Annotated in this window: 18 protein-coding genes; 11 read left to right on the top strand and 7 right to left on the bottom strand. The window is 70.1% G+C overall.

What is annotated here, in order from left to right; all coding sequences use genetic code 11:
- Nucleotides 1-115: 115 nt before the first annotated feature.
- A complete protein-coding gene (locus AC3ANR_RS08620) occupies nucleotides 116-772 on the top strand; it encodes a hypothetical protein (protein ID WP_488291463.1) in 657 nt (218 codons plus the stop codon).
- Between the two features lie 39 nt (nucleotides 773-811).
- Here AC3ANR_RS08620 and AC3ANR_RS08615 read toward each other — a convergent pair whose 3' ends face one another.
- Nucleotides 812-1,519: an SOS response-associated peptidase gene (locus AC3ANR_RS08615; protein ID WP_488291462.1), complete on the bottom strand. Its 708-nt coding sequence runs from the start codon at nucleotides 1,517-1,519 to the stop codon at nucleotides 812-814.
- A 125-nt stretch (nucleotides 1,520-1,644) separates the two neighbouring features.
- Between AC3ANR_RS08615 and AC3ANR_RS08610 the strand changes: the two genes are divergently transcribed.
- Genes AC3ANR_RS08610 through AC3ANR_RS08600 form a run of 3 tightly spaced genes read left to right on the top strand, consistent with a single transcriptional unit; the run spans nucleotide 1,645 to nucleotide 3,530 of the window.
- Nucleotides 1,645-1,971, top strand: coding sequence for a winged helix-turn-helix transcriptional regulator (locus tag AC3ANR_RS08610; protein WP_488291461.1), 327 nt, complete (start codon nucleotides 1,645-1,647; stop codon nucleotides 1,969-1,971).
- Nucleotides 1,968-3,152 carry a fumarylacetoacetate hydrolase family protein gene (locus AC3ANR_RS08605; RefSeq protein ID WP_488291460.1) on the top strand — a complete coding sequence of 395 codons (1,185 nt, stop codon included), beginning with the start codon at nucleotides 1,968-1,970 and terminating at the stop codon, nucleotides 3,150-3,152. Before AC3ANR_RS08610 ends, AC3ANR_RS08605 begins: the two co-directional genes overlap by 4 nt.
- Nucleotides 3,153-3,179: 27 nt before the next feature.
- Nucleotides 3,180-3,530, top strand: coding sequence for an FKBP-type peptidyl-prolyl cis-trans isomerase (locus tag AC3ANR_RS08600; protein ID WP_488291459.1), 351 nt, complete (start codon nucleotides 3,180-3,182; stop codon nucleotides 3,528-3,530).
- A 485-nt stretch (nucleotides 3,531-4,015) separates the two neighbouring features.
- On the opposite strand, the gene AC3ANR_RS08595 is transcribed toward AC3ANR_RS08600, so the two are convergent.
- Entirely contained in the window at nucleotides 4,016-4,399 is a 384-nt protein-coding gene (locus AC3ANR_RS08595; RefSeq protein ID WP_488291458.1) for a RidA family protein, read from the bottom strand.
- 200 nt (nucleotides 4,400-4,599) lie between these two features.
- On the opposite strand from AC3ANR_RS08595, the gene grpE reads away from it, so the two are divergent.
- The 4 genes from grpE (at nucleotide 4,600) to AC3ANR_RS08575 (ending at nucleotide 9,177) form a co-directional block, all read left to right on the top strand.
- Nucleotides 4,600-5,172 (top strand): nucleotide exchange factor GrpE, encoded by a 573-nt coding sequence (gene grpE / locus AC3ANR_RS08590; RefSeq protein ID WP_488291457.1) that lies wholly within the window; start codon nucleotides 4,600-4,602, stop codon nucleotides 5,170-5,172.
- Between the two features lie 87 nt (nucleotides 5,173-5,259).
- Nucleotides 5,260-7,203 carry a molecular chaperone DnaK gene (gene dnaK, locus AC3ANR_RS08585; RefSeq protein WP_488291456.1) on the top strand — a complete coding sequence of 648 codons (1,944 nt, stop codon included), beginning with the start codon at nucleotides 5,260-5,262 and terminating at the stop codon, nucleotides 7,201-7,203.
- 116 nt (nucleotides 7,204-7,319) lie between these two features.
- Nucleotides 7,320-8,471 (top strand): molecular chaperone DnaJ, encoded by a 1,152-nt coding sequence (dnaJ, locus tag AC3ANR_RS08580; RefSeq protein ID WP_488291455.1) that lies wholly within the window; start codon nucleotides 7,320-7,322, stop codon nucleotides 8,469-8,471.
- A 139-nt stretch (nucleotides 8,472-8,610) separates the two neighbouring features.
- Complete coding sequence (locus AC3ANR_RS08575) at nucleotides 8,611-9,177, top strand: phosphoethanolamine transferase domain-containing protein (RefSeq protein WP_488291454.1); 567 nt, start codon at nucleotides 8,611-8,613, stop codon at nucleotides 9,175-9,177.
- A 3-nt stretch (nucleotides 9,178-9,180) separates the two neighbouring features.
- On the opposite strand, the gene AC3ANR_RS08570 is transcribed toward AC3ANR_RS08575, so the two are convergent.
- Complete coding sequence (locus AC3ANR_RS08570; RefSeq protein WP_488291453.1) at nucleotides 9,181-10,263, bottom strand: PA0069 family radical SAM protein; 1,083 nt, start codon at nucleotides 10,261-10,263, stop codon at nucleotides 9,181-9,183.
- A 401-nt stretch (nucleotides 10,264-10,664) separates the two neighbouring features.
- On the opposite strand from AC3ANR_RS08570, the gene AC3ANR_RS08565 reads away from it, so the two are divergent.
- Genes AC3ANR_RS08565 through AC3ANR_RS08555 form a run of 3 tightly spaced genes read left to right on the top strand, consistent with a single transcriptional unit; the run spans nucleotide 10,665 to nucleotide 14,291 of the window.
- Nucleotides 10,665-11,813, top strand: coding sequence for a hypothetical protein (locus tag AC3ANR_RS08565; protein WP_488291452.1), 1,149 nt, complete (start codon nucleotides 10,665-10,667; stop codon nucleotides 11,811-11,813).
- Nucleotides 11,814-11,860: 47 nt separating this feature from the next.
- Nucleotides 11,861-13,261: a cytochrome ubiquinol oxidase subunit I gene (locus AC3ANR_RS08560; protein WP_488291451.1), complete on the top strand. Its 1,401-nt coding sequence runs from the start codon at nucleotides 11,861-11,863 to the stop codon at nucleotides 13,259-13,261.
- Between the two features lie 10 nt (nucleotides 13,262-13,271).
- Nucleotides 13,272-14,291, top strand: a complete 1,020-nt coding sequence (locus AC3ANR_RS08555) for a cytochrome d ubiquinol oxidase subunit II (RefSeq protein WP_488291450.1) — start codon at nucleotides 13,272-13,274, stop codon at nucleotides 14,289-14,291.
- Nucleotides 14,292-14,300: 9 nt separating this feature from the next.
- Here AC3ANR_RS08555 and AC3ANR_RS08550 read toward each other — a convergent pair whose 3' ends face one another.
- The 4 genes from AC3ANR_RS08550 to AC3ANR_RS08535 all read right to left on the bottom strand — a co-directional run bounded on the left by AC3ANR_RS08550 (nucleotide 14,301) and on the right by AC3ANR_RS08535 (nucleotide 18,881).
- Nucleotides 14,301-15,263, bottom strand: coding sequence for an NAD(P)H-dependent flavin oxidoreductase (locus AC3ANR_RS08550; RefSeq protein ID WP_488291449.1), 963 nt, complete (start codon nucleotides 15,261-15,263; stop codon nucleotides 14,301-14,303).
- A 77-nt stretch (nucleotides 15,264-15,340) separates the two neighbouring features.
- Nucleotides 15,341-17,131, bottom strand: coding sequence for an acyl-CoA dehydrogenase (locus AC3ANR_RS08545; RefSeq protein WP_488291448.1), 1,791 nt, complete (start codon nucleotides 17,129-17,131; stop codon nucleotides 15,341-15,343).
- A 65-nt stretch (nucleotides 17,132-17,196) separates the two neighbouring features.
- Complete coding sequence (locus AC3ANR_RS08540; RefSeq protein WP_488291447.1) at nucleotides 17,197-18,129, bottom strand: electron transfer flavoprotein subunit alpha/FixB family protein; 933 nt, start codon at nucleotides 18,127-18,129, stop codon at nucleotides 17,197-17,199.
- Nucleotides 18,130-18,131: 2 nt separating this feature from the next.
- The gene (locus AC3ANR_RS08535) at nucleotides 18,132-18,881 is read right to left on the bottom strand and encodes an electron transfer flavoprotein subunit beta/FixA family protein (protein ID WP_488291446.1); all 750 of its coding nucleotides are present in this window, start codon (nucleotides 18,879-18,881) and stop codon (nucleotides 18,132-18,134) included.
- Between the last annotated feature and the right edge of the window lie 24 nt (nucleotides 18,882-18,905).

The following is an 18,905-nucleotide window of genomic DNA, read 5'->3' as shown; positions in this document are numbered from 1 at the left end:
CGCAGGGGCCTGTGTCTTTGGCGCGACAGGCTTTTCACCAAGCCCAGCCGGCCTCATACTCCGCGCGGGAGCGCAACCAGAACAACGAACACGCCCGCGCGGCGCGGAGGACGCAATGAGCTTCTTGGATCGCCTGTTGGGCCGCCCCGCGGCCAAGCCGCCGGCGCAGCAGACAGCCCGCGCGGGCCGCCCCAGCCAGACCCACGCGCCGTCCACCAGGGGCTCGGCCAGCTCGCCGCAATCCGTGCGCAAGGAACTGGTGCGCGTGGCCGGCCGCGACACGCTCCAGCACAACGGGATTCCGGCCGGCTGGCTGCGCGTGGAGCCGCTCACCATGGCGGCGCCCAGCCGCGAGCCCGGCGTGCACGTGCGCCTGGTCGTGCTGCAGTGGGATCCACGCCTGATGCTGCACTCGGTGGCGCTGCAGCAGAACCTGGTCCGCCGCATCGGCGTGCTCGACCCGCTGTGCGACCGCTGGCTGATGGGCGTGTCGTGGCAGTTCGAGCTCAAGGAAGACGCCGACTGCCCGCCCCTGCCCCACCCGGGCAGCTGGACGTCCGCGCCGCCGGACCTGAGCGCCATCACCTCGCCCGCGCCGCCCGAGCCGGACGGCGGCACCGCCGACGTGATCAGCGGCCCCACCCGCATCGGCAAGCAGCAGTCCAGCGCCGACGCCAAGGCCGACCTCGAGCGGCTCCTCGGCCAGCGCGACGCCGATTTCCAGAAGAGCGACCACGGCGGCTTCGAGAAGACGCAGCCGATGAAGTTCTAGCCAGCCAGCGCCCGCCTGCGCGGAAGCGCCCGGCCCGGTTCAGAACAGGCTGCCGGTCTGCGGTCCGGGCGGACGGCTGGTTCGCACGCTGCCCGCGCGGGGCGCGCGCGGCGGCAGCGGCGAGGCCTCGGCCACCAGCGGCTTGTCCCAGCGGCGGAAATACGCGGGCGCCTCCTGCACCCGGCACGTGAGCCAGTTGCCGTAGTCCTCGGGGTCGAGGATCACCACCATGCGCTTCTCGTCCTCGGGCCGGTGGAAGCGCTTCATCAGCGGGTGGTCGTCGGCGTTGACGGTCAGCATCGCGAAGCTGAACACGTCACGCCCGTCCGGATGCCGCCAGGGGCGGTAGATGCCGGCGACGCCGAACGGCACGAACCCTTCCTGGTAGATCGCCCAGCGCACGCACTCGCCGCTTTCCCAGTTGGGCTCGTAGATCGCCTCGCACGGGATCACGCAGCGCCAGCCCCGGCTCCATGCCTCGCGAAAGCTCGGGAGCTGGTGCACGGTCTCGCTGCGCGCGTTGTAGGTGCGCCGCCCGAACCCGATCTCGGTGGCGAAATGCGGCAGCAGCCCGAAGATGCCGTCGTCCACCACCCGTTCGAAGCCCGAGCCGTCCTGCGCCAGCCGGATGAAGGGCGCCAGGCCGAGCGGCCAGGTGTCCACCGGCTCGTCGTCGCGGTCGCGTTCGACGCCGAAGAACGTCAGCAGGCGATCGCGCCGGCTCACCGGCACGTAGTTCGAACACATGCGCCCGATGCTACCCGCACGTTGTCCGCCCCCGGGGAACTACGCTATTGTTCTTGTAGCGACCGCTGCGTAAACTGCGCCTCCCGCCACGAGGGACGGACCGGCGAGGAGGAGTCAGAACAACGATGAGTTCCAAGGACAGCCACGCCGCGATGCAGCAGCTGATGGCGCTGCTGGAGGCGCGCTACGCCATGCGCGTGCTGTGGGCCCTGCGCGATGGGCATCCGCAGACCTTCCGCCTGCTGCAGGACAGCGTCGGCCGCATCACGCCCAACACCCTCAACACCCGCCTCAAGGAATTGCGCGAAGCCGGCCTGCTCGGCCACGGCCAGGACGGCTACTGCGTGACGCCCGCCGGCGCGGACCTGCTCAAGCGCCTGTCAGACCTGCCCGCGTTCGCGGCCCGCTGGGTGGCGGCGCAGGGCAAGAAGAAGCAAGCTCCCACCCCATGAACGATCTCCACCAAGCCCTCGCCCCCGCCACCACCCTGCCCGAGGACGCCGACCAGGCCGTGCTGGTCGGCCGCGCCTGGATCGAAGGACAAGGCGCAGTCCTCGTGCGCGTCACGCCCGAGGCCGTGACCGACCTGTCGCGCCTGGCGCCCACCATGAGCCACCTGCTCGAGCTGCCCGACCCCGCAGCGGCGGTGCGCGCGTTCGATGCGCCCCGGCTGGCCGACACGGCGGCCGTGCTCGCCAACAGCGCGTTCGACGTGCGCGCGCCCCACCTGCCCTGGCTGCTCGCGCCCTGCGACCTGCAGGCGATCAAGGCCGCGGGCGTCACCTTCGTGGCCTCGATGCTCGAGCGCGTGATCGAGGAGCAGGCCCGCGGCGATGCGTCCAAGGCCGAGGCGGTGCGCCAGGCCGTGGTCGCCGTGATCGGCGAGAACCTGTCGGCCGTGCGGCCCGGGTCGCCCGAGGCGATGAAGCTGAAGGACGTGCTGATCGCGCAGGGCCTGTGGTCGCAGTACCTCGAAGTGGGCATCGGCCCGGACGCCGAGGTGTTCACCAAGTCGCAGCCCATGAGCGCCGTGGGCACCGGGGCAGAAATCGGCCTGCATCCCAGGAGCGACTGGAACAATCCCGAACCCGAGATCGTGCTGGCGGTCGACAGCCGCGGGCAGGTCAAGGGCGCCACGCTCGGCAACGACGTCAACCTGCGCGACTTCGAGGGCCGCAGCGCGCTGCTGCTCGGCAAGGCCAAGGACAACAACGGCAGTTGCGCGATCGGGCCGCTGATCCGCCTGTTCGACGGCCGGTTCGGCATCGACGACGTGCGCCGCTGCGACCTGGCGATGGAAGTGCGCGGGGCCGACGGCTTCGTGATGCGGGGCTCGAGCTCGCTGTCGATGATCAGCCGCGACCCGCTGGACCTGGTGGCGCAGTCGTGCGGCGCCAACCACCAGTATCCCGACGGCTTCGTGCTGTTCCTGGGCACCATGTTCGCGCCGACGCAGGACCGCCGCGGTCCGGGCGAGGGCTTCACGCATGAGGTGGGAGACCTTGTTACGGTCCGCACGCCGCTGCTCGGTACACTCGCCAACCGCGTCAGCACCAGCGACCGCATCGCGCCGTGGACCTACGGCGCCGGCGCCCTGATGCGCGACCTCGCACGTCGCGGCCTGCTCGGCTGAGCGGCCGCTCCCACCCAAAGGAATCCGATGATCACCACCCCCTCCGGCCTGCAGTACGAAGACACCACGCCCGGCACCGGCGCCGAGGCGCGCCCCGGCCAGCACGTGCATGTGCACTACACCGGCTGGCTGTTCAACAACGGCCAGCAGGGCGCGAAGTTCGACTCCAGCCGCGACCGCAACGACCCGTTCGCCTTCTCGCTCGGCGCCGGCATGGTGATCAAGGGCTGGGACGAAGGCGTGGCCGGCATGAAGGTGGGCGGCAAGCGCACCCTGGTCATCCCGCCCGAACTCGGCTACGGCGCGCGCGGCGCCGGCGGCGTGATCCCGCCCAACGCGACGCTGAAGTTCGACGTCGAACTGCTCGACGCGCACTGACGCAGGCGGCCGGTCTGGCCCGTGTCGGTTGCCGTCTGCGCGCCTGCAGGGCGTGAAGGCAGACTCCGGCGTGGGCAAGCACCGGGACTGGATGGCGGGTCGAGCCCGCAATGACAGGCTGCGGGCCGGACGTGTTTCCCCGAGAGTCGTCATGCCGGGCTCGACCCGGCATCCAGGCCCGCGGCCATGACTGGCACCGGACTGGATTGCGGGTCGAGCCCGCAATGACAGGCTACGGGTCGGGCGTGTTTCCCCCGAGAGTCGTCATGCCGGGCTTGACCCGGCATCCAGGCCCGCGGCCATGGCCGGCGGCATGACTGGCACCGGACTGGATTGCGGGTCGAGCCCGCAATGACAGGCTGGGGGCCGGACGGCGCTTCAGAGAGTCGTCATGCCGGGCTCGACCCGGCATCCAGGCCCGCGGCCATGACCAGCACCGCGCTCGATGGCGGGCCGAGCCCGCCGTGACAAGCTGACAGTCGCACTCAGCTGCGCTTGCGCGCGGTCACCTCGATCTCGATCTTCATCGCGGGTTCGAGCAGGCCGGCCTGGATCATCATCGCGGCGGGCCGGGCGTCGCCCAGGTACCTGCGCAGCGTCGGCCAGCACTTCTCGAAATCGCCCCGGTCGGGCAGGACATAGGTGACGCGCACGACGTCGGCCCAGAAGGCGCCCGCCTCGTGCAGCGCGGCCTGGATGTTGCGCATCGCCTGCTCGCACTGGCCGACGACGTCGGCCGCCAGCGTGCCGGCCTGGTAGTCGTAGCCGGTGGTGCCGGAGACGAACACCCAGTCGCCGTCGACCACGGCGCGCGAATAGCCGATCTCCTGCTCGAAGCGCGATCCCGAACTGATCCACTGGCGGGCCATGGCGACCTCCGGAGTTGCGTGAGCCGCCACTGTACGGGGTCCCGCCCAACCCATCCGGCGCGCTGTCGCGCTGGGCCGGGTAGCCCGTCCGGGCTGGCTCAGCATTTTTTTGGCCGGAACGCCTTTTTGCCGCCTTGAAAAGCACTACGCTGCCCCAAGGTGCACCGCAGTTTTTCGCGCTCCCCAACCCAAATCCAAGCATGAACGACGACACGACGAAGATCGAACCGACGCTGGACGGGGCCCCCGGGCCCACGGACGCCAGCCCGGAAGAACGCGAGGCCGCCGCCGCGGCCAACGAGGCCGACCTGACCGCCGCGATGGCCGAGCTGGAGCAGCTGCGCGCCAAGAATGCCGAGCTGACCGAGACCTTCCTGCGGGCGCAGGCCGAGGTGCAGAACACCCGCCGCCGCGCCGACGAGGAGATGTCCAAGGCGCGCAAGTTCGCCATCGAGAGCTTCGCCGAGAGCCTGCTGCCGGTGGCCGACAGCCTGGAGGCCGGCCTGGCCATCCAGGACGCCACCCCCGAGCAGATCCGCGAGGGCGCCGAAGCCACGCTGCGGCAGCTCAAGTCCGCGCTCGAGCGCAACAAGGTGGTGGAGATCGCCCCGGCGACGGGCGCCCGGTTCGACCCCCACCAGCACCAAGCCATCTCGATGGTCCCGGCGCCCGGCCAGGAGGCCAACACCGTGGTGACGGTCCTGCAGAAGGGCTACCTGATCGCCGAACGCGTGCTGCGGCCCGCGCTGGTCACGGTGGCCGCGCCGCAGTGACCCCGGCTTGAAACATCCCGAGTTATCCACAACTACGCAGCAACGAATCAGGGCCCCGGCGGCCCCAAGCAAATAGGAGAGAAAGCAATGGGCAAGATCATCGGCATCGACCTGGGCACCACCAACTCGTGCGTGGCCATCATGGAGGGCAACACGCCCAAGGTCATCGAGAACAGCGAGGGCGCGCGCACCACGCCGTCCATCGTGGCCTACCAGGAGGACGGCGAAATCCTCGTGGGCGCCTCGGCCAAGCGCCAGGCGGTCACGAACCCGCGCAACACCCTCTACGCGGTCAAGCGCCTGATCGGCCGCAAGTTCGAGGAAAAGGAAGTCCAGAAGGACATCAACCTGATGCCCTACACCATCGCCAAGGCCGACAACGGCGACGCGTGGGTGGAAGTGCGCGGCAAGAAGATGGCGCCCCCGCAGGTCAGCGCCGAGGTGCTGCGCAAGATGAAGAAGACCGCCGAGGACTACCTGGGCGAGCCGGTCACCGAGGCCGTGATCACGGTGCCCGCGTACTTCAACGACGCGCAGCGCCAGGCCACCAAGGACGCCGGCCGCATCGCCGGCCTGGAAGTCAAGCGCATCATCAACGAGCCGACCGCGGCCGCGCTGGCCTTCGGCCTGGACAAGCAGGAAAAGGGTGACCGCAAGATCGCCGTCTACGACCTGGGCGGCGGCACGTTCGACATCTCGATCATCGAGATCGCCGACGTCGACGGCGAGAAGCAGTTCGAGGTGCTGTCCACCAACGGCGACACGTTCCTCGGCGGCGAGGACTTCGACCAGCGCATCATCGACTACATCATCGGCGAGTTCAAGAAGGAGCAAGGCGTCGACCTGTCCAAGGACGTGCTCGCGCTGCAGCGCCTGAAGGAAGCCGCCGAGAAGGCCAAGATCGAGCTGTCCAACAGCGCCCAGACCGACATCAACCTGCCGTACATCACGGCCGATGCCAGCGGTCCCAAGCACCTGAACATCAAGCTGACCCGCTCCAAGCTGGAAGCGCTGGTCGAGGACCTGATCGAGCGCACCATCGCGCCGTGCCGCACGGCCATCAAGGACGCCGGCGTGAGCGTGGGCGACATCCATGACGTGATCCTGGTGGGCGGCATGACCCGCATGCCCAAGGTGCAGGAGAAGGTCCGCGAGTTCTTCGGCAAGGACCCGCGCAAGGACGTCAACCCCGACGAAGCCGTCGCCGTGGGCGCGGCCATCCAGGGCCAGGTGCTGGGCGGCGACCGCAAGGACGTGCTGCTGCTGGACGTGACCCCGCTGTCGCTGGGCATCGAGACGCTGGGGGGCGTGATGACCAAGATGATCGCCAAGAACACGACCATCCCGACCAAGTTCGCCCAGACCTTCTCGACCGCCGACGACAACCAGCCGGCCGTGACGATCAAGGTGTTCCAGGGCGAGCGCGAGATGGCCACCGGCAACAAGCTGCTGGGCGAGTTCAACCTGGAAGGCATCCCGCCGGCACCGCGCGGCCTGCCCCAGATCGAGGTGACCTTCGACATCGACGCCAACGGCATCCTGCACGTGAGCGCCAAGGACAAGGGCACGGGCAAGGAGAACAAGATCACCATCAAGGCCAACTCGGGCCTGTCCGAGGAGGAGATCCAGAAGATGGTGAAGGACGCCGAGCTCAACGCCGCCGAGGACAAGAAGAAGCTCGAGATCGTGCAGGCCCGCAACCAGGGCGAGGCGCTGGTGCACAGCGTGCGCAAGAGCCTGACCGAGTACGGCGACAAGCTCGAGGCCGGCGAGAAGGACAAGATCGAGGCCGCGATCAAGGAGGTCGAGGAAGCCTTGAAGGGCGAGGACAAGTCGCAGATCGAGGACAAGACCAACGCGCTGATGGCCGCCAGCCAGAAGCTGGGCGAGAAGATGTACGCCGACATGCAGGCGAACCAGGCCGCGCAGGCCGCCGGCGGCGCGGCCGGCGCCGAGGCCGGTGCCGAGCCCAAGGCGGCCGCCGACGACAATGTCGTGGACGCCGAAGTCAAGGAAGTGAAGAAGGGCTGATCGCAGGACGCTTCGCGCCGGTTCAGCTCGCCGCGTTCGACACGGACCTTCGGGTCCGGTCGACGCGGCGATCGTGCTAGAAGCACCGGCGCTTCCCCGGCACAACCAGAGACACGATGGCCACCAAACGCGATTACTACGACGTCCTCGGCGTGCCGAAGAACGCCTCCGAGGAAGAGATCAAGAAGGCTTATCGCAAGCTCGCGATGAAGTTCCACCCTGACCGCAACCAGGGGGATGCGGCCAAGGACGCGGAAGCCAAGTTCAAGGAGGCCAAGGAGGCGTACGAGATGCTCTCGGACGCCGACAAGCGCGCCGCCTACGACCAGTATGGCCATGCGGGCGTGGACCCGAACATGCGCGGCGGCATGGGCGCCGGCGCGGAAGGCTTCGGCGGCTTTGCCGAGGCGTTCGGCGACATCTTCGGCGACATCTTCGGCGGCCAGGGACGCGGCGGCCGCGCGGGCGGCGGGCGCCAGGTGTTCCGCGGCAGCGACCTGTCGTACGCGATGGAGGTCACGCTGGAGGAGGCGGCCGCCGGCAAGGAGGCCCAGATCCGCATCCCGACCTGGGACCAGTGCGACACCTGCCACGGCAGCGGCGCCAAGCCCGGCACCCAGGCCAAGCAGTGCGGCACCTGCCACGGCCAGGGCGTGGTGCAGATGCGCCAGGGCTTCTTCTCGGTGCAGCAGACCTGCCCCACGTGCCGCGGCAGCGGCAAGATCATTCCCGAGCCATGCGCCACCTGCCACGGCCAGGGCAAGGTCAAGAAGCAGAAGACGCTGGAAGTGAAGATCCCGGCGGGCATCGACGACGGCATGCGCATCCGCAGCGCCGGCAACGGCGAGCCGGGCACCAACGGCGGGCCGCCGGGCGACCTGTACATCGAGATCCGGCTGAAGAAGCACCCGATCTTCGAGCGCGACGGCGACGACCTGCACTGCGTGGTGCCGATCTCGTTCACCCGCGCTGCGCTGGGCGGCGAGATCGAGGTGCCCACGCTCGCGGGCAAGGCGGCCATCGACATCCCCGAGGGCACGCAGGCCGGCAAGCAGTTCCGCCTGCGCGGCAAGGGCATCAAGGGCGTGCGGGCCAGCTACCCGGGCGACCTGTACTGCCACATCGCGGTGGAGACGCCCGTCAAGCTCACCGAGCACCAGCGCAAGCTGCTGCGCGAGCTGGACGACTCGCTGAAGAAAGGCGGCTCCAAGCACTCGCCCAGCGAGGAAGGCTGGGCGGACAAGCTGAAGAACTTCTTCAGCGCATGAACGAGAGGGCGGGATTTCCCGCCCTTTCTTCTTCCTGGCGCGGCGCAGGTGTCAGTTCTGGCAGGGGGCCGACCCATCCGTGTACCACCCGCGCCACACATCACTAGGCCGCCGGCCGGGACTGCCTCAAAATTAAGCGATGTCCCTGCGGCTGTTCCGATCCACCGGGTACCACTCCATCCTCTCGCCGGGCGAGACGCGGGTGGCCATGCACCCGGGCTGGGCCGTGCTGGCGACCAGCCTGTGGATCGGATTCGCGTGCAATCCCTGGTTCTGGCATGCGCTGGCCGCCGCGCGCGAGCAACTGCAGCTGACCGTGGTGCTCGGCGCCGCGCTGGCCGGGGTGGCCGCCTTCCTGCTCAGCCTGTTCGGCTGGCGCCGCACCTTCAAGGGCATGGCCACCCTGCTGCTGCTGGCCGGCGCCCTGGTCGCCGCCGGCGCCTGGACGCAGGACCTCACCCTCGCGTCAGCCATGGAAGGCCAACGCCTGCACCTGGCGCTTCCCACCTGGGCCAGCTTCTTCAGCTGGCAGGTCCCCACCCTGCTGGCGCTGCTGGGCCTGCTCCCGATGCTGTGGCTGTGGAACGCGCAGCTGCGCCGCCTGGCCGGGCCGACCCAGCTGCGCGCCAACCTCGCCGGCATGGCGTTGGGCGCCACCGTGGCCGGCGGCGCGCTGATGCTGCTGCCGTTGCTGCAGGCCGCCTGACGTTCAGAACAGGCTGGCCTGGCCGTCCAGCGCGGGCGGCCGGAACTTCGACAGGTCGAACTCGAACCGCTCGCGGTTGAAGCCCAGGCGCGACGCCGCCTTGCGGAAACGCTGCCCGATCAACTCGGCCCACGGGCCGCTGCCCTTCATGCGCGTGGCGAAGTCGGCGTCGTAGTCCTTGCCGCCGCGCATGTCGTGGATGCGCGCCATGACGCGCTCGGCGCGCTGCGGATAGTGCAGCTCCAGCCACTGGCGGAACAGCGGGCTGACCTCCCAGGGCAGCCGAAGCACGTGGTAGAAGGCGCTTCGCGCGCCGGCGTCCCAGGCCGCTTCCAGCACCTGCTCCAGGTCGTCGGTGAGGAACGGGATCTGCGGCGCCAGGCTCACGCCGCAGGGCACGCCCGCTTCGGCCAGCGTGCGCAGCACGCGCAGCCGCCGCTGCGGCGAGGCCGCGCGGGGTTCGAGCTGGCGCGTGAGGCCCGCGTCGAGCGTGGTGATCGTCACGTACACGGCCGCCAGCCGGTCGCGCGCCATCGGCGCGATGATGTCCAGGTCGCGCTCGACGCCGCTCGACTTGGTGACCAGCGAAAACGGGTGCGCGGTGTCGCGCAGCACCTCGAGCACCGACCGCGTGAGCCGCAGCTCGCGCTCGACTGGCTGGTAGCAGTCGGTGGCCGTGCCGATGGCGAGCATGCCCGGCACGTACCCCTTCTTCGCCAGCTCGCGCCGCAGCACGCCGGCCACGTCGCGCTTGGCGATGATCCTGGTCTCAAAGTCCAGCCCCGGCGACAGGTTCAGGTAGCTGTGCGTCGGCCGCGCATAGCAGTAGATGCAGCCGTGCTCGCACCCGCGGTAGGGGTTCAGGCCGCGGTCGAAGTAGATGTCCGGCGAGTCGTTGGTGCTGATGACCGAGCGGGGCGTCTCCCAGGTCACCTCGGTCCGCGGCGCCAGCGGCGCCGGCGCGTCCGGGTCGGGCTCCCAGCCGTCGTCGAAGCCTTCGCGCGCATCGCGCTCGAACCGGTGCGGATGGCGCGTGGCGGCGCCGCGGCCCTTGATCGCCTCGACCGGGATGTAGTGGCTGTCCATGCACTGTATTTTTATCCAGTCCACGGCCGGACGTAAAGCGGCATCCCGCTCGTGCCGCTCAGCCGGGGAACAGTTCACGTCTCTTACACGGCGCACACAGCCTGAAATCGCAGGGACGGCCACCGGGGTCGACCATGGACGGCAGTCGATCACCGGAGGGTCCCATGAGCCTCACGACCACACCTTGCCGGCCGTCCCGATCCAGCAGCGCCACGGTCGCGGTCGCCATCGCACTGGCCTTGGTCGCGTGCGGCGGCGGCGATGGCGGCGTCGCTGACGCCGTCGCGAGCGGTGGCGGCACCGGCACCAGTCCCACGTCGCCCACGTCGCCCACGTCACCCACCTCACCCACCTCACCGACATCGCCCGGGGGCGGCGCGCCGGCGTCGGGCAGCGGCACCGTGGCCCCGCTGGAACGCGCCGACTTCCGCGTCAACAGCACCTTCGCGGGCCGCCAGGACGGCGCGCGCATCGCGCGCCTGGCCGGCGGCGGCTTCGTCGTGGCGTGGACGCACTGGACGGGCACCGCCATCGCCAACGAAGTGCGGCTGCAGCGCTTCGGCGCCGACGCCCGGCCGGTCGGCGTGGAAGCGGTCGTCGCCGCATCGGCGAGCCTGCCCGGCGTGGCGGCGCTCGCGGACGGCGGCTTCGCGGTGACATGGACGGAAGCGGCCGGCCTGGAGCGCCGGGGCTGGCTGCAGCTGTTCAACGCCGATGGCACCGCCCGCGCGCCGGCCGCACCCCTCTCGACCAGCCAGTCCCGGTTCGTCGCCCGCCCCACCGGCCTGGCCGATGGCCGGCTCGTGGTCGCGTTCGACGCACTCGCAGCGCCGCGCGGCACGGATCTCGGCGAAGTGCAACTGTTCACCGCCCAGGGCGCCCCCGTGGCGCCGGCGCTGCCGGTGAACGAATCGCCGGACGACGCCCTGACCCATGTCCTGGGCATCGTGGCGTCGCCGCTCGGGCCGGGGTTCGCCGCCGCCTGGGCCGTGAGCGCGCCGGCGGGCAGCCGGCTCATGCTGGGCCTGTTCGGCCCCGACGGAGCGCTCGCCCGCCCCGCCATCACCGTCGCGTCGGGCGCGGAGATGCGCTCGCCTTCGCTCGCCACGCTGGCCGACGGAAAACTGGCCCTCGCCTGGGTGTCCTTCGGCACCGGGCCGACAGGGTCGCTCCTGGCGACGCTGTGGCTGGAGCGGTTCGACGCCGCGGGGGTGTCGCTCGGTCGGCAGGCGGTGCCCACGGGGCCGATCGACCGGCCCTTCACGCCCCGCGTGGCCTCGACCCTCGACGGTGGGCTCGTGGTCACCTGGTCCGTGACCCAGGACGCGGGCACCGGCCTGAGCCGGCGGGTCGTGTCGGCCCAGCGCTTCGATGCGGCTGGGGCGCCGGTGGCGGCGCCCGCGGCGATCGCCCAGGTCGACTTCCCCACCACCGCGCTGGGCGCGGACGAGTCGCTGGACGTGACCGGCGCGCGGCCCGGCCAGTTTTTCATGCTCTACGGCAGCTACAGCCCCGAGGCGGACTGGGACGTGATGGCCGCCATCCGCTGAGGCGCCCCGGCCCCCCCGATTCCCCCGTCCGGGACCACAATGCCTGCATGCTGCTGCAGGCCCACCTGGACACCTTCGTGCTGTCGCGGATGCAGTTCGCCGCCAACATCAGCTTCCACATCCTCTTTCCCACCATCAACATCGCGCTGGCCTGGTTCCTCGTGTACTTCCGCCTGCGCAACAGCGCGGCGCACGACCGCATCGAGGCGCAGCACTGGGAGGAGGCCTACTACCTCTGGACCAAGGTGTTCGCCCTCACCTTCGCGCTGGGGGTGGTGTCGGGCATCACCATGAGCTTCCAGTTCGGCACCAACTGGCCCGGCTTCATGACCCGCGCCGGCAACATCGCCGGCCCGCTGCTCGCCTACGAGGTGCTCACCGCCTTCTTCCTGGAGGCGACGTTCCTCGGGATCATGCTGTTCGGCCGCGGCCGCGTGTCCGAGCGCGTGCACCTGGTCGCCTCGCTGATGGTGGCGGCCGGCACCACGCTGTCCGCGTTCTGGATCCTGAGCCTGAACTCGTGGATGCAGACGCCCACCGGCTTTCGCGTGGTCGACGGCGTGCTGCATGCGGACAGCTGGCTCGCGATCGTCTTCAATCCCTCCTTCCCCTACCGGCTCGCGCACAAGCTGCTGGCCTCGACCATCACGGCGTCGTTCCTGGTCGCGGGCCTGTCGGCCTGGCAGTTCCTGCGCCGCGCCGACAACGGCGGCAGCGCCAAGGCGATGCGCACCGCGATCGTGGTCGCCGCCATCGCGGTGCCGCTGCAGATCCTGGCCGGCGACATGCACGGGCTCAACACCTTGCACCACCAGCCGGCCAAGATCGCCGCGATCGAGGGCATCTGGCACACCGAGAAGAGCGCCCCGCTCACGCTGTTCGGGCTGCCCAACGAGAAGGAAGGCCGCACCGACTACGCCATCACCGTGCCCAAGCTGGCCAGCCTGATCCTGGCGCACGACCTGGACGCGGAGCTGAAGGGGCTGGACGCATTCCCGGACGCGCACCCGCCCGTCGCGCCGGTGTTCTGGAGCTTCCGCGTCATGGTCGGCATGGGCCTGCTGATGCTCGCGGTGGCCTGGTGGGCGGCCTTCACCCTCTGGCGGCGCCGCGCCGCCACCGCCGCGCAGCCCTTCTCGCGCTGGCAGTTGCGCGTGCTGGCGGGCATGACGTTCTCCGGCTGGGTGGCCACGCTGGCCGGCTGGTGGGTGACGGAGATCGGCCGCCAGCCCTTCGTCGTCTATGGCCTGCTGCGCAGCGCCGACGTGGTGGCCGACCACCCGCCCGCGATGGTGCTGTCCACGCTGCTGGCCTACCTGGCGGTGTACGTGTTCCTGCTGGCCGCGTACGTGCTGGTGCTGATGTACATGAGCACGCACCCCGCCATGCCCACGCCCGACACCCCGCAAAGCCCCAAGGCCGCGATGCCGGTGGGCGGCCCCGCCTGAGAAGCCCGCGATGGACCTGACCTGGACCACCGTGCTGCCCCTCATCTTCATGGGCGTGATGGGCCTGTCGCTGCTGGCCTACGTCGTCCTCGACGGCTACGACCTGGGCGTGGGCATCCTGCTGCCGTTCGCGAGCGACGACGAGAAGGACGTCATGGTCTCCTCGATCGGCCCGTTCTGGGACGCCAACGAGACCTGGCTGGTGCTGGGCATCGGCGTGCTGCTGGTCGCCTTCCCGAAGGCGCACGGGCTGGTGCTGACGCACCTGTACCTGCCGGTGGCGGTGATGCTGGTCGGGCTGATCCTGCGCGGCGTGTCGTTCGACTTCCGCGTCAAGGCCCGCGCGGCGCGCAAGGGCATGTGGAACGCACTGTTCGCCGCCGGCTCGCTGATGGCGGCCATGGCGCAGGGCTGGATGCTGGGCAGCTACCTCACCGGCTTCGACCACGGCCCCTGGTCGCTCGCCTTCGCGGCCGGAATCGCGCTGACCCTGCCCACCGCCTACGCGATGCTGGGCGCGGGCTGGCTGATCATGAAGACCTGGGACGAGCTGCAGGCCAAGGCCGTGCGCTGGGCGCGCAAGGTGCTCTGGCCGATGGGGCTGGCGCTGGTCGGCATCTCGCTGGCCACGCCGCTGGTGAGCCAGACCGTGTTCGACCGCTGGTTCGCGATGCCGCAGCTGATCGGGCTGCTGCCGATCCCCGTGGCCTGCGCGGCCGCGTTCTATGCGGCCTGGCACGTGGCCCGGCGGCCGCAGGTCGTGGCCGCCGGCTACGGCTGGATCGTCTTCGCCAGCACCGTGCTGATCTTCGTGATGGCGTTCCTGGGGCTGGCCTACAGCCTGTTCCCCTTCATCGTCATCGACCGCCTCACGGTGTGGCAGGCCGCCAGCGCCCACGAGTCGCTGGTGGTGATCTTCGTCGGCGTGGCGATCACGCTGCCGGCGATCGTCGGCTACACGATTTTCATGTACCGCGTGTTCTGGGGACGCGCCAGCGTGCTCAGCTACGCGGCGAACACGCCGCGCTGAAGGCCGCGTTCAGCCGCAGACGCGCTGCCTGGCCTGCGCGTACTCGCGCCTGAGGCGCTCGACCATGGCCGCGGCGCTGGTGACCTCGTGCACGGCCCCGATGCCCTGGCCGCAGCCCCAGATGTCCTTCCAGGCCTTGGACTTGCTGCCCTCGCCGCCGGCAAAGTTCATCGCGCTCGGGTCGCTCTCGGGCAGGTTGTCCGGATCGAGCCCGGCCGCGCGGATCGAGGGCTTGAGGTAGTTGCCGTGCACGCCGGTGAACAGGCTCGAGTAGACGATGTCGTCGCTCGTGCCCTCGACGATCGCCTGCTTGTACGCGTCCGAGGCGCGCGCCTCGTGGGTGGCGATGAAGGCCGAGCCGATGTACGCGAAGTCGGCGCCCATCGCCTGCGCGGCGAGCACGGCGCCGCCGGTGGCGATCGAACCGGAGAGCGCGAGCGGGCCGTCGAACCACTCACGGATCTCCTGGATCAGCGCGAACGGGCTCTTGATGCCCGCGTGGCCGCCGGCGCCCGCCGCCACCGCGATCAGGCCGTCGGCGCCCTTGTCGATCGCCTTGTGCGCGAACATGTTGTTGATGATGTCGTGCAGCACGACGCCGCCGTACGAGTGGATCGCGTCGTTGACGTCGGTGCGCGCGCCCAGCGAGGTGATGACGATCGGCACCCGGTACTTCACCACCATCTCCATGTCGTGCTCGAGCCGGTCGTTGCTCTTGTGCACGATCTGGTTGATGGCGAACGGCGCGGCGGGGCGGTCGGGGTGCGCCCGGTCGTGCGCCGCCAGCGCCTCGGTGATCTCGGCCAGCCACTCGTCCAGCTGCGAGGCCGGGCGGGCGTTGAGCGCGGGCATCGCGCCCACGATGCCGGCCTTGCACTGCGCGATCACGAGCTTGGGGTTGCTGATGATGAACAGCGGCGAGCCGATGACCGGCAGCGAGAGGTTGCGCAGGACGGCGGGAAGCTTGGACATGGCGGCTCCGGAAGGTGGTCGGGCAGATTCTGGGCGGCCCGGGCGGGCCGCCCCTGTCGGGACGGCGACAGCGGCGCTCAGAAGGCCTCGAGCGGCAGGCCCGTCACGCTGTCGGCGCCCTCGACGATGGCGTCGCGCATGCCGGGCGCCTTGGACAGCAGGTGCTCGGCGTAGAAGCGCGCGGTGGCCACCTTGGCCTCCATGAACGCGCGGTCCTCGCCCTTGGCGGCCAGTTCCTCGGCCACCAGCAGCGACCGGGCCAGCTGCCAGCCGGCCACCAGGTTGCCCGCGAGCATGAGGTACGGCACCGAGCCGGCGAAGACGGCATTCGGGCTGGCCTTGGCCTGGCCGGCGATGAAGTCCACCACGTCCAGGAATGCCTGGCGGGCGGCCGTGAGGCGCTTGAGCACGGCGCGCGCCGCGACGCTGTCGCGCCGGGCCAGCTCGGCCTCGGTCGTCTCGACCTGCGCGGCGACGGCGCGCGCGGTCCGGCCGCCGTCGCGCGCGGTCTTGCGGCCCACCAGGTCGTTGGCCTGGATGGCGGTCGTGCCCTCGTAGATGGTCAGGATCTTGGCGTCGCGGTAGTACTGCGCCGCGCCGGTCTCCTCGATGAAGCCCATGCCGCCGTGCACCTGCACGCCCAGCGAGGTCACTTCCAGGCTCATCTCGGTGCTGTAGCCCTTGACCAGCGGCACCATGAATTCATAGAAGGCCTGGTTCTGCTGGCGCACCTGCGCGTCCGGATGGTGGTGCGCGGCGTCGTACGCCGCGGCGGCCACGCTGGCCATCGCGCGGCAGCCCTCGACGTAGGCGCGCATCGTCATCAGCATGCGCTTGACGTCGGGGTGGTGGATGATGGGCGCGCTGGCGCCGATCGAGCCGTCCACCGGGCGCGACTGCACGCGCTCGCGCGCATAGGCCACCGCCTTCTGGTACGCGCGCTCGGCCACCGCGATGCCCTGCACGCCGACGGCGTAGCGGGCCGCGTTCATCATGATGAACATGTATTCGAGGCCGCGGTTCTCCTGGCCGACCAGGTAGCCCACCGCGCCGCCGTGGTCGCCGTACTGCAGCACCGCGGTCGGCGAGGCCTTGATGCCCATCTTGTGCTCGATGCTCACGCAATGCACGTCGTTGCGCGCGCCCAGGCTGCCGTCCGGGTTGACCAGGACCTTGGGCACCACGAACAGGCTGATGCCCTTGACCCCTTCGGGGGCGCCGGTCACGCGCGCCAGCACCAGGTGGACGATGTTGTCCGCCATGTCGTGCTCGCCGTAGGTGATGAAGATCTTGGTGCCGAAGATCCGGTACGTGCCGTCGGGCTGCGGCTCGGCGCGGGTGCGCACCAGCGCCAGGTCGCTGCCGGCCTGCGGCTCGGTGAGGTTCATGGTGCCGGTCCACTCGCCGGTCACCAGCTTTTCCAGGTAGGTGGCCTTGAGCTCGTCGGAGCCGGCCGTCAGCAGCGCCTCGATGGCGCCGTCGGTCAGCAGCGGGCACAGCGCGAAGCTGAGGTTGGCCGAGTTGAGCATCTCGCCGCAGGCGGCGCCGATGGTCTTGGGCAGGCCCTGGCCGCCGAAGTCGGTGGGATGCTGCAGGCCCTGCCAGCCGCCCTCGCTGTACTGGCGGTACGCCTGCGAGAAGCCGGGCGTGGTGGTGACCTTGCCGTTGTCCCAGCTGGACGGGTTGCGGTCGCCGGGCACGTTCAGCGGCGCGACGACTTCCTCGTTGAACTTCGCGCACTCCTGCAGCACCGCCTGCGCGGTCTCGTAGCCGGCTTCCTCGAAGCCGGGAATCTTCGCGATCTCGTCGATGCCGGCGAGATGGCGGATGTCGAACAGCATGTCCTTGAGGGGGGCGCGGTAGCTCATGGTCGGCTCCAACGGATGAGAAAAAGGCGTCGCACGCGACGCCTTGGAACAGTGGAACGGGTGGCTTACAGGGCCTTGACCAGCTCGGGCACGGCCTGGAACAGGTCGGCCTCGAGGCCGTAGTCGGCCACGCTGAAGATCGGGGCCTCGGGATCCTTGTTGATCGCGACGATGACCTTGGAGTCCTTCATGCCGGCCAGGTGCTGGATGGCGCCCGAGATGCCGGCGGCGATGTACAGCTGCGGCGCGACGATCTTGCCGGTCTGGCCCACCTGCCAGTCGTTGGGCGCATAGCCCGCATCGACCGCGGCGCGGCTGGCGCCCAGGGCGGCGCCCAGCTTGTCGGCCAGGGGCGTCATCACCTCGTTGAACTTCTCGGCCGAGCCGAGCGCGCGGCCGCCGGAGACGATGACCTTGGCGGCGGTCAGTTCGGGCCGGTCGCTCTTGGCGATCTCCTGGCCGACGAAGCGGCTCTTGCCGCTGTCGGCCGCGGCGGCGACCGTCTCGACCGCGGCGCTGCCGCCGGTGGCCGCGGCGGGGTCGAAGCCGGTAGTGCGCACCGTGATCACCTTCACCGCATCCTGGCTCTGCACGATGGCGATGGCGTTGCCGGCATAGATCGGGCGCTCGAACGTGTCGGGGCTGTCGACCTTGGTGATGTCGCTGACCTGCGCGACGTCCAGCTTGGCCGCCACGCGCGGCGCGACGTTCTTGCCGCCGGCGGTGGCCGGGAACAGGATGTGGCTGTAGTTCGACGCGATGGCCAGCACCTGCGCGGCCACGTTCTCGGCCAGGCCGTGGGCGAGCTGCTCGCCGTCGGCATGGATCACCTTGGCCACGCCCGCGATCTGCGCGGCGGCCTGGGCAGCGCCGGCCGCGTTGTGGCCGGCCACCAGCACGTGGACGTCGCCACCGCAGGCGGCGGCGGCCGTGACGGTGTTCAGGGTGGCGCCCTTGATGGACGCGTTGTCGTGTTCGGCGATGACAAGAGCCGTCATGTTCAGATCACCTTCGCTTCGGTCTTGAGTTTCTGCACCAGCGTGGCCACGTCGGGCACCTTCACGCCGGCGCCACGCCTGGCGGGCTCGGCCACCTTCAGCGTCTTCAGGCGCGGTGCCACGTCCACGCCCAGGTCCGCGGGCGTCACGGTGTCCAGCTGCTTCTTCTTCGCCTTCATGATGTTGGGCAGCGTCACGTAGCGCGGCTCGTTCAGGCGCAGGTCGGTGGTGACCACCGCCGGCAGCGTGATCGACAGCGTCTCCAGGCCGCCGTCGACCTCGCGCGTGACCTGGGCCTTGCCGTCGGCGACCTCGACCTTGGAGGCGAAGGTGGCCTGCGGCATGTCGGCCAGCGCGGCCAGCATCTGGCCGGTCTGGTTGGCGTCGTCGTCGATCGCCTGCTTGCCCAGGATCACCAGGCCGGGCTGCTCCTTGTCCACCAGCGCCTTGAGCAGCTTGGCCACGGCCAGCGGCTGCAGCTCCTCGTCGGTCTGCACGAGGATGGCGCGGTCGGCGCCGATCGCCATGGCGGTGCGCAGGGTCTCCTGGCACTGCTGCACGCCGCAGGAGACGGCGATCACCTCGGTGACGATGCCCTTTTCCTTCAGGCGGACCGCCTCTTCCACGGCGATCTCGTCGAACGGGTTCATGCTCATCTTCACATTGGCGATGTCCACACCCGTGTTGTCCGACTTGACCCGGACCTTCACGTTGTAGTCGACCACCCGTTTGACGGGGACCAGGACCTTCATGCGAGGCGCTCCTTGCGTGCTTGC

The organism is Ramlibacter sp. JJN2-2R (assembly GCF_057747835.1).
Note: the sequence above shows the minus strand (reverse complement) of the source record. Positions and strands in the feature narration are given on the sequence as shown.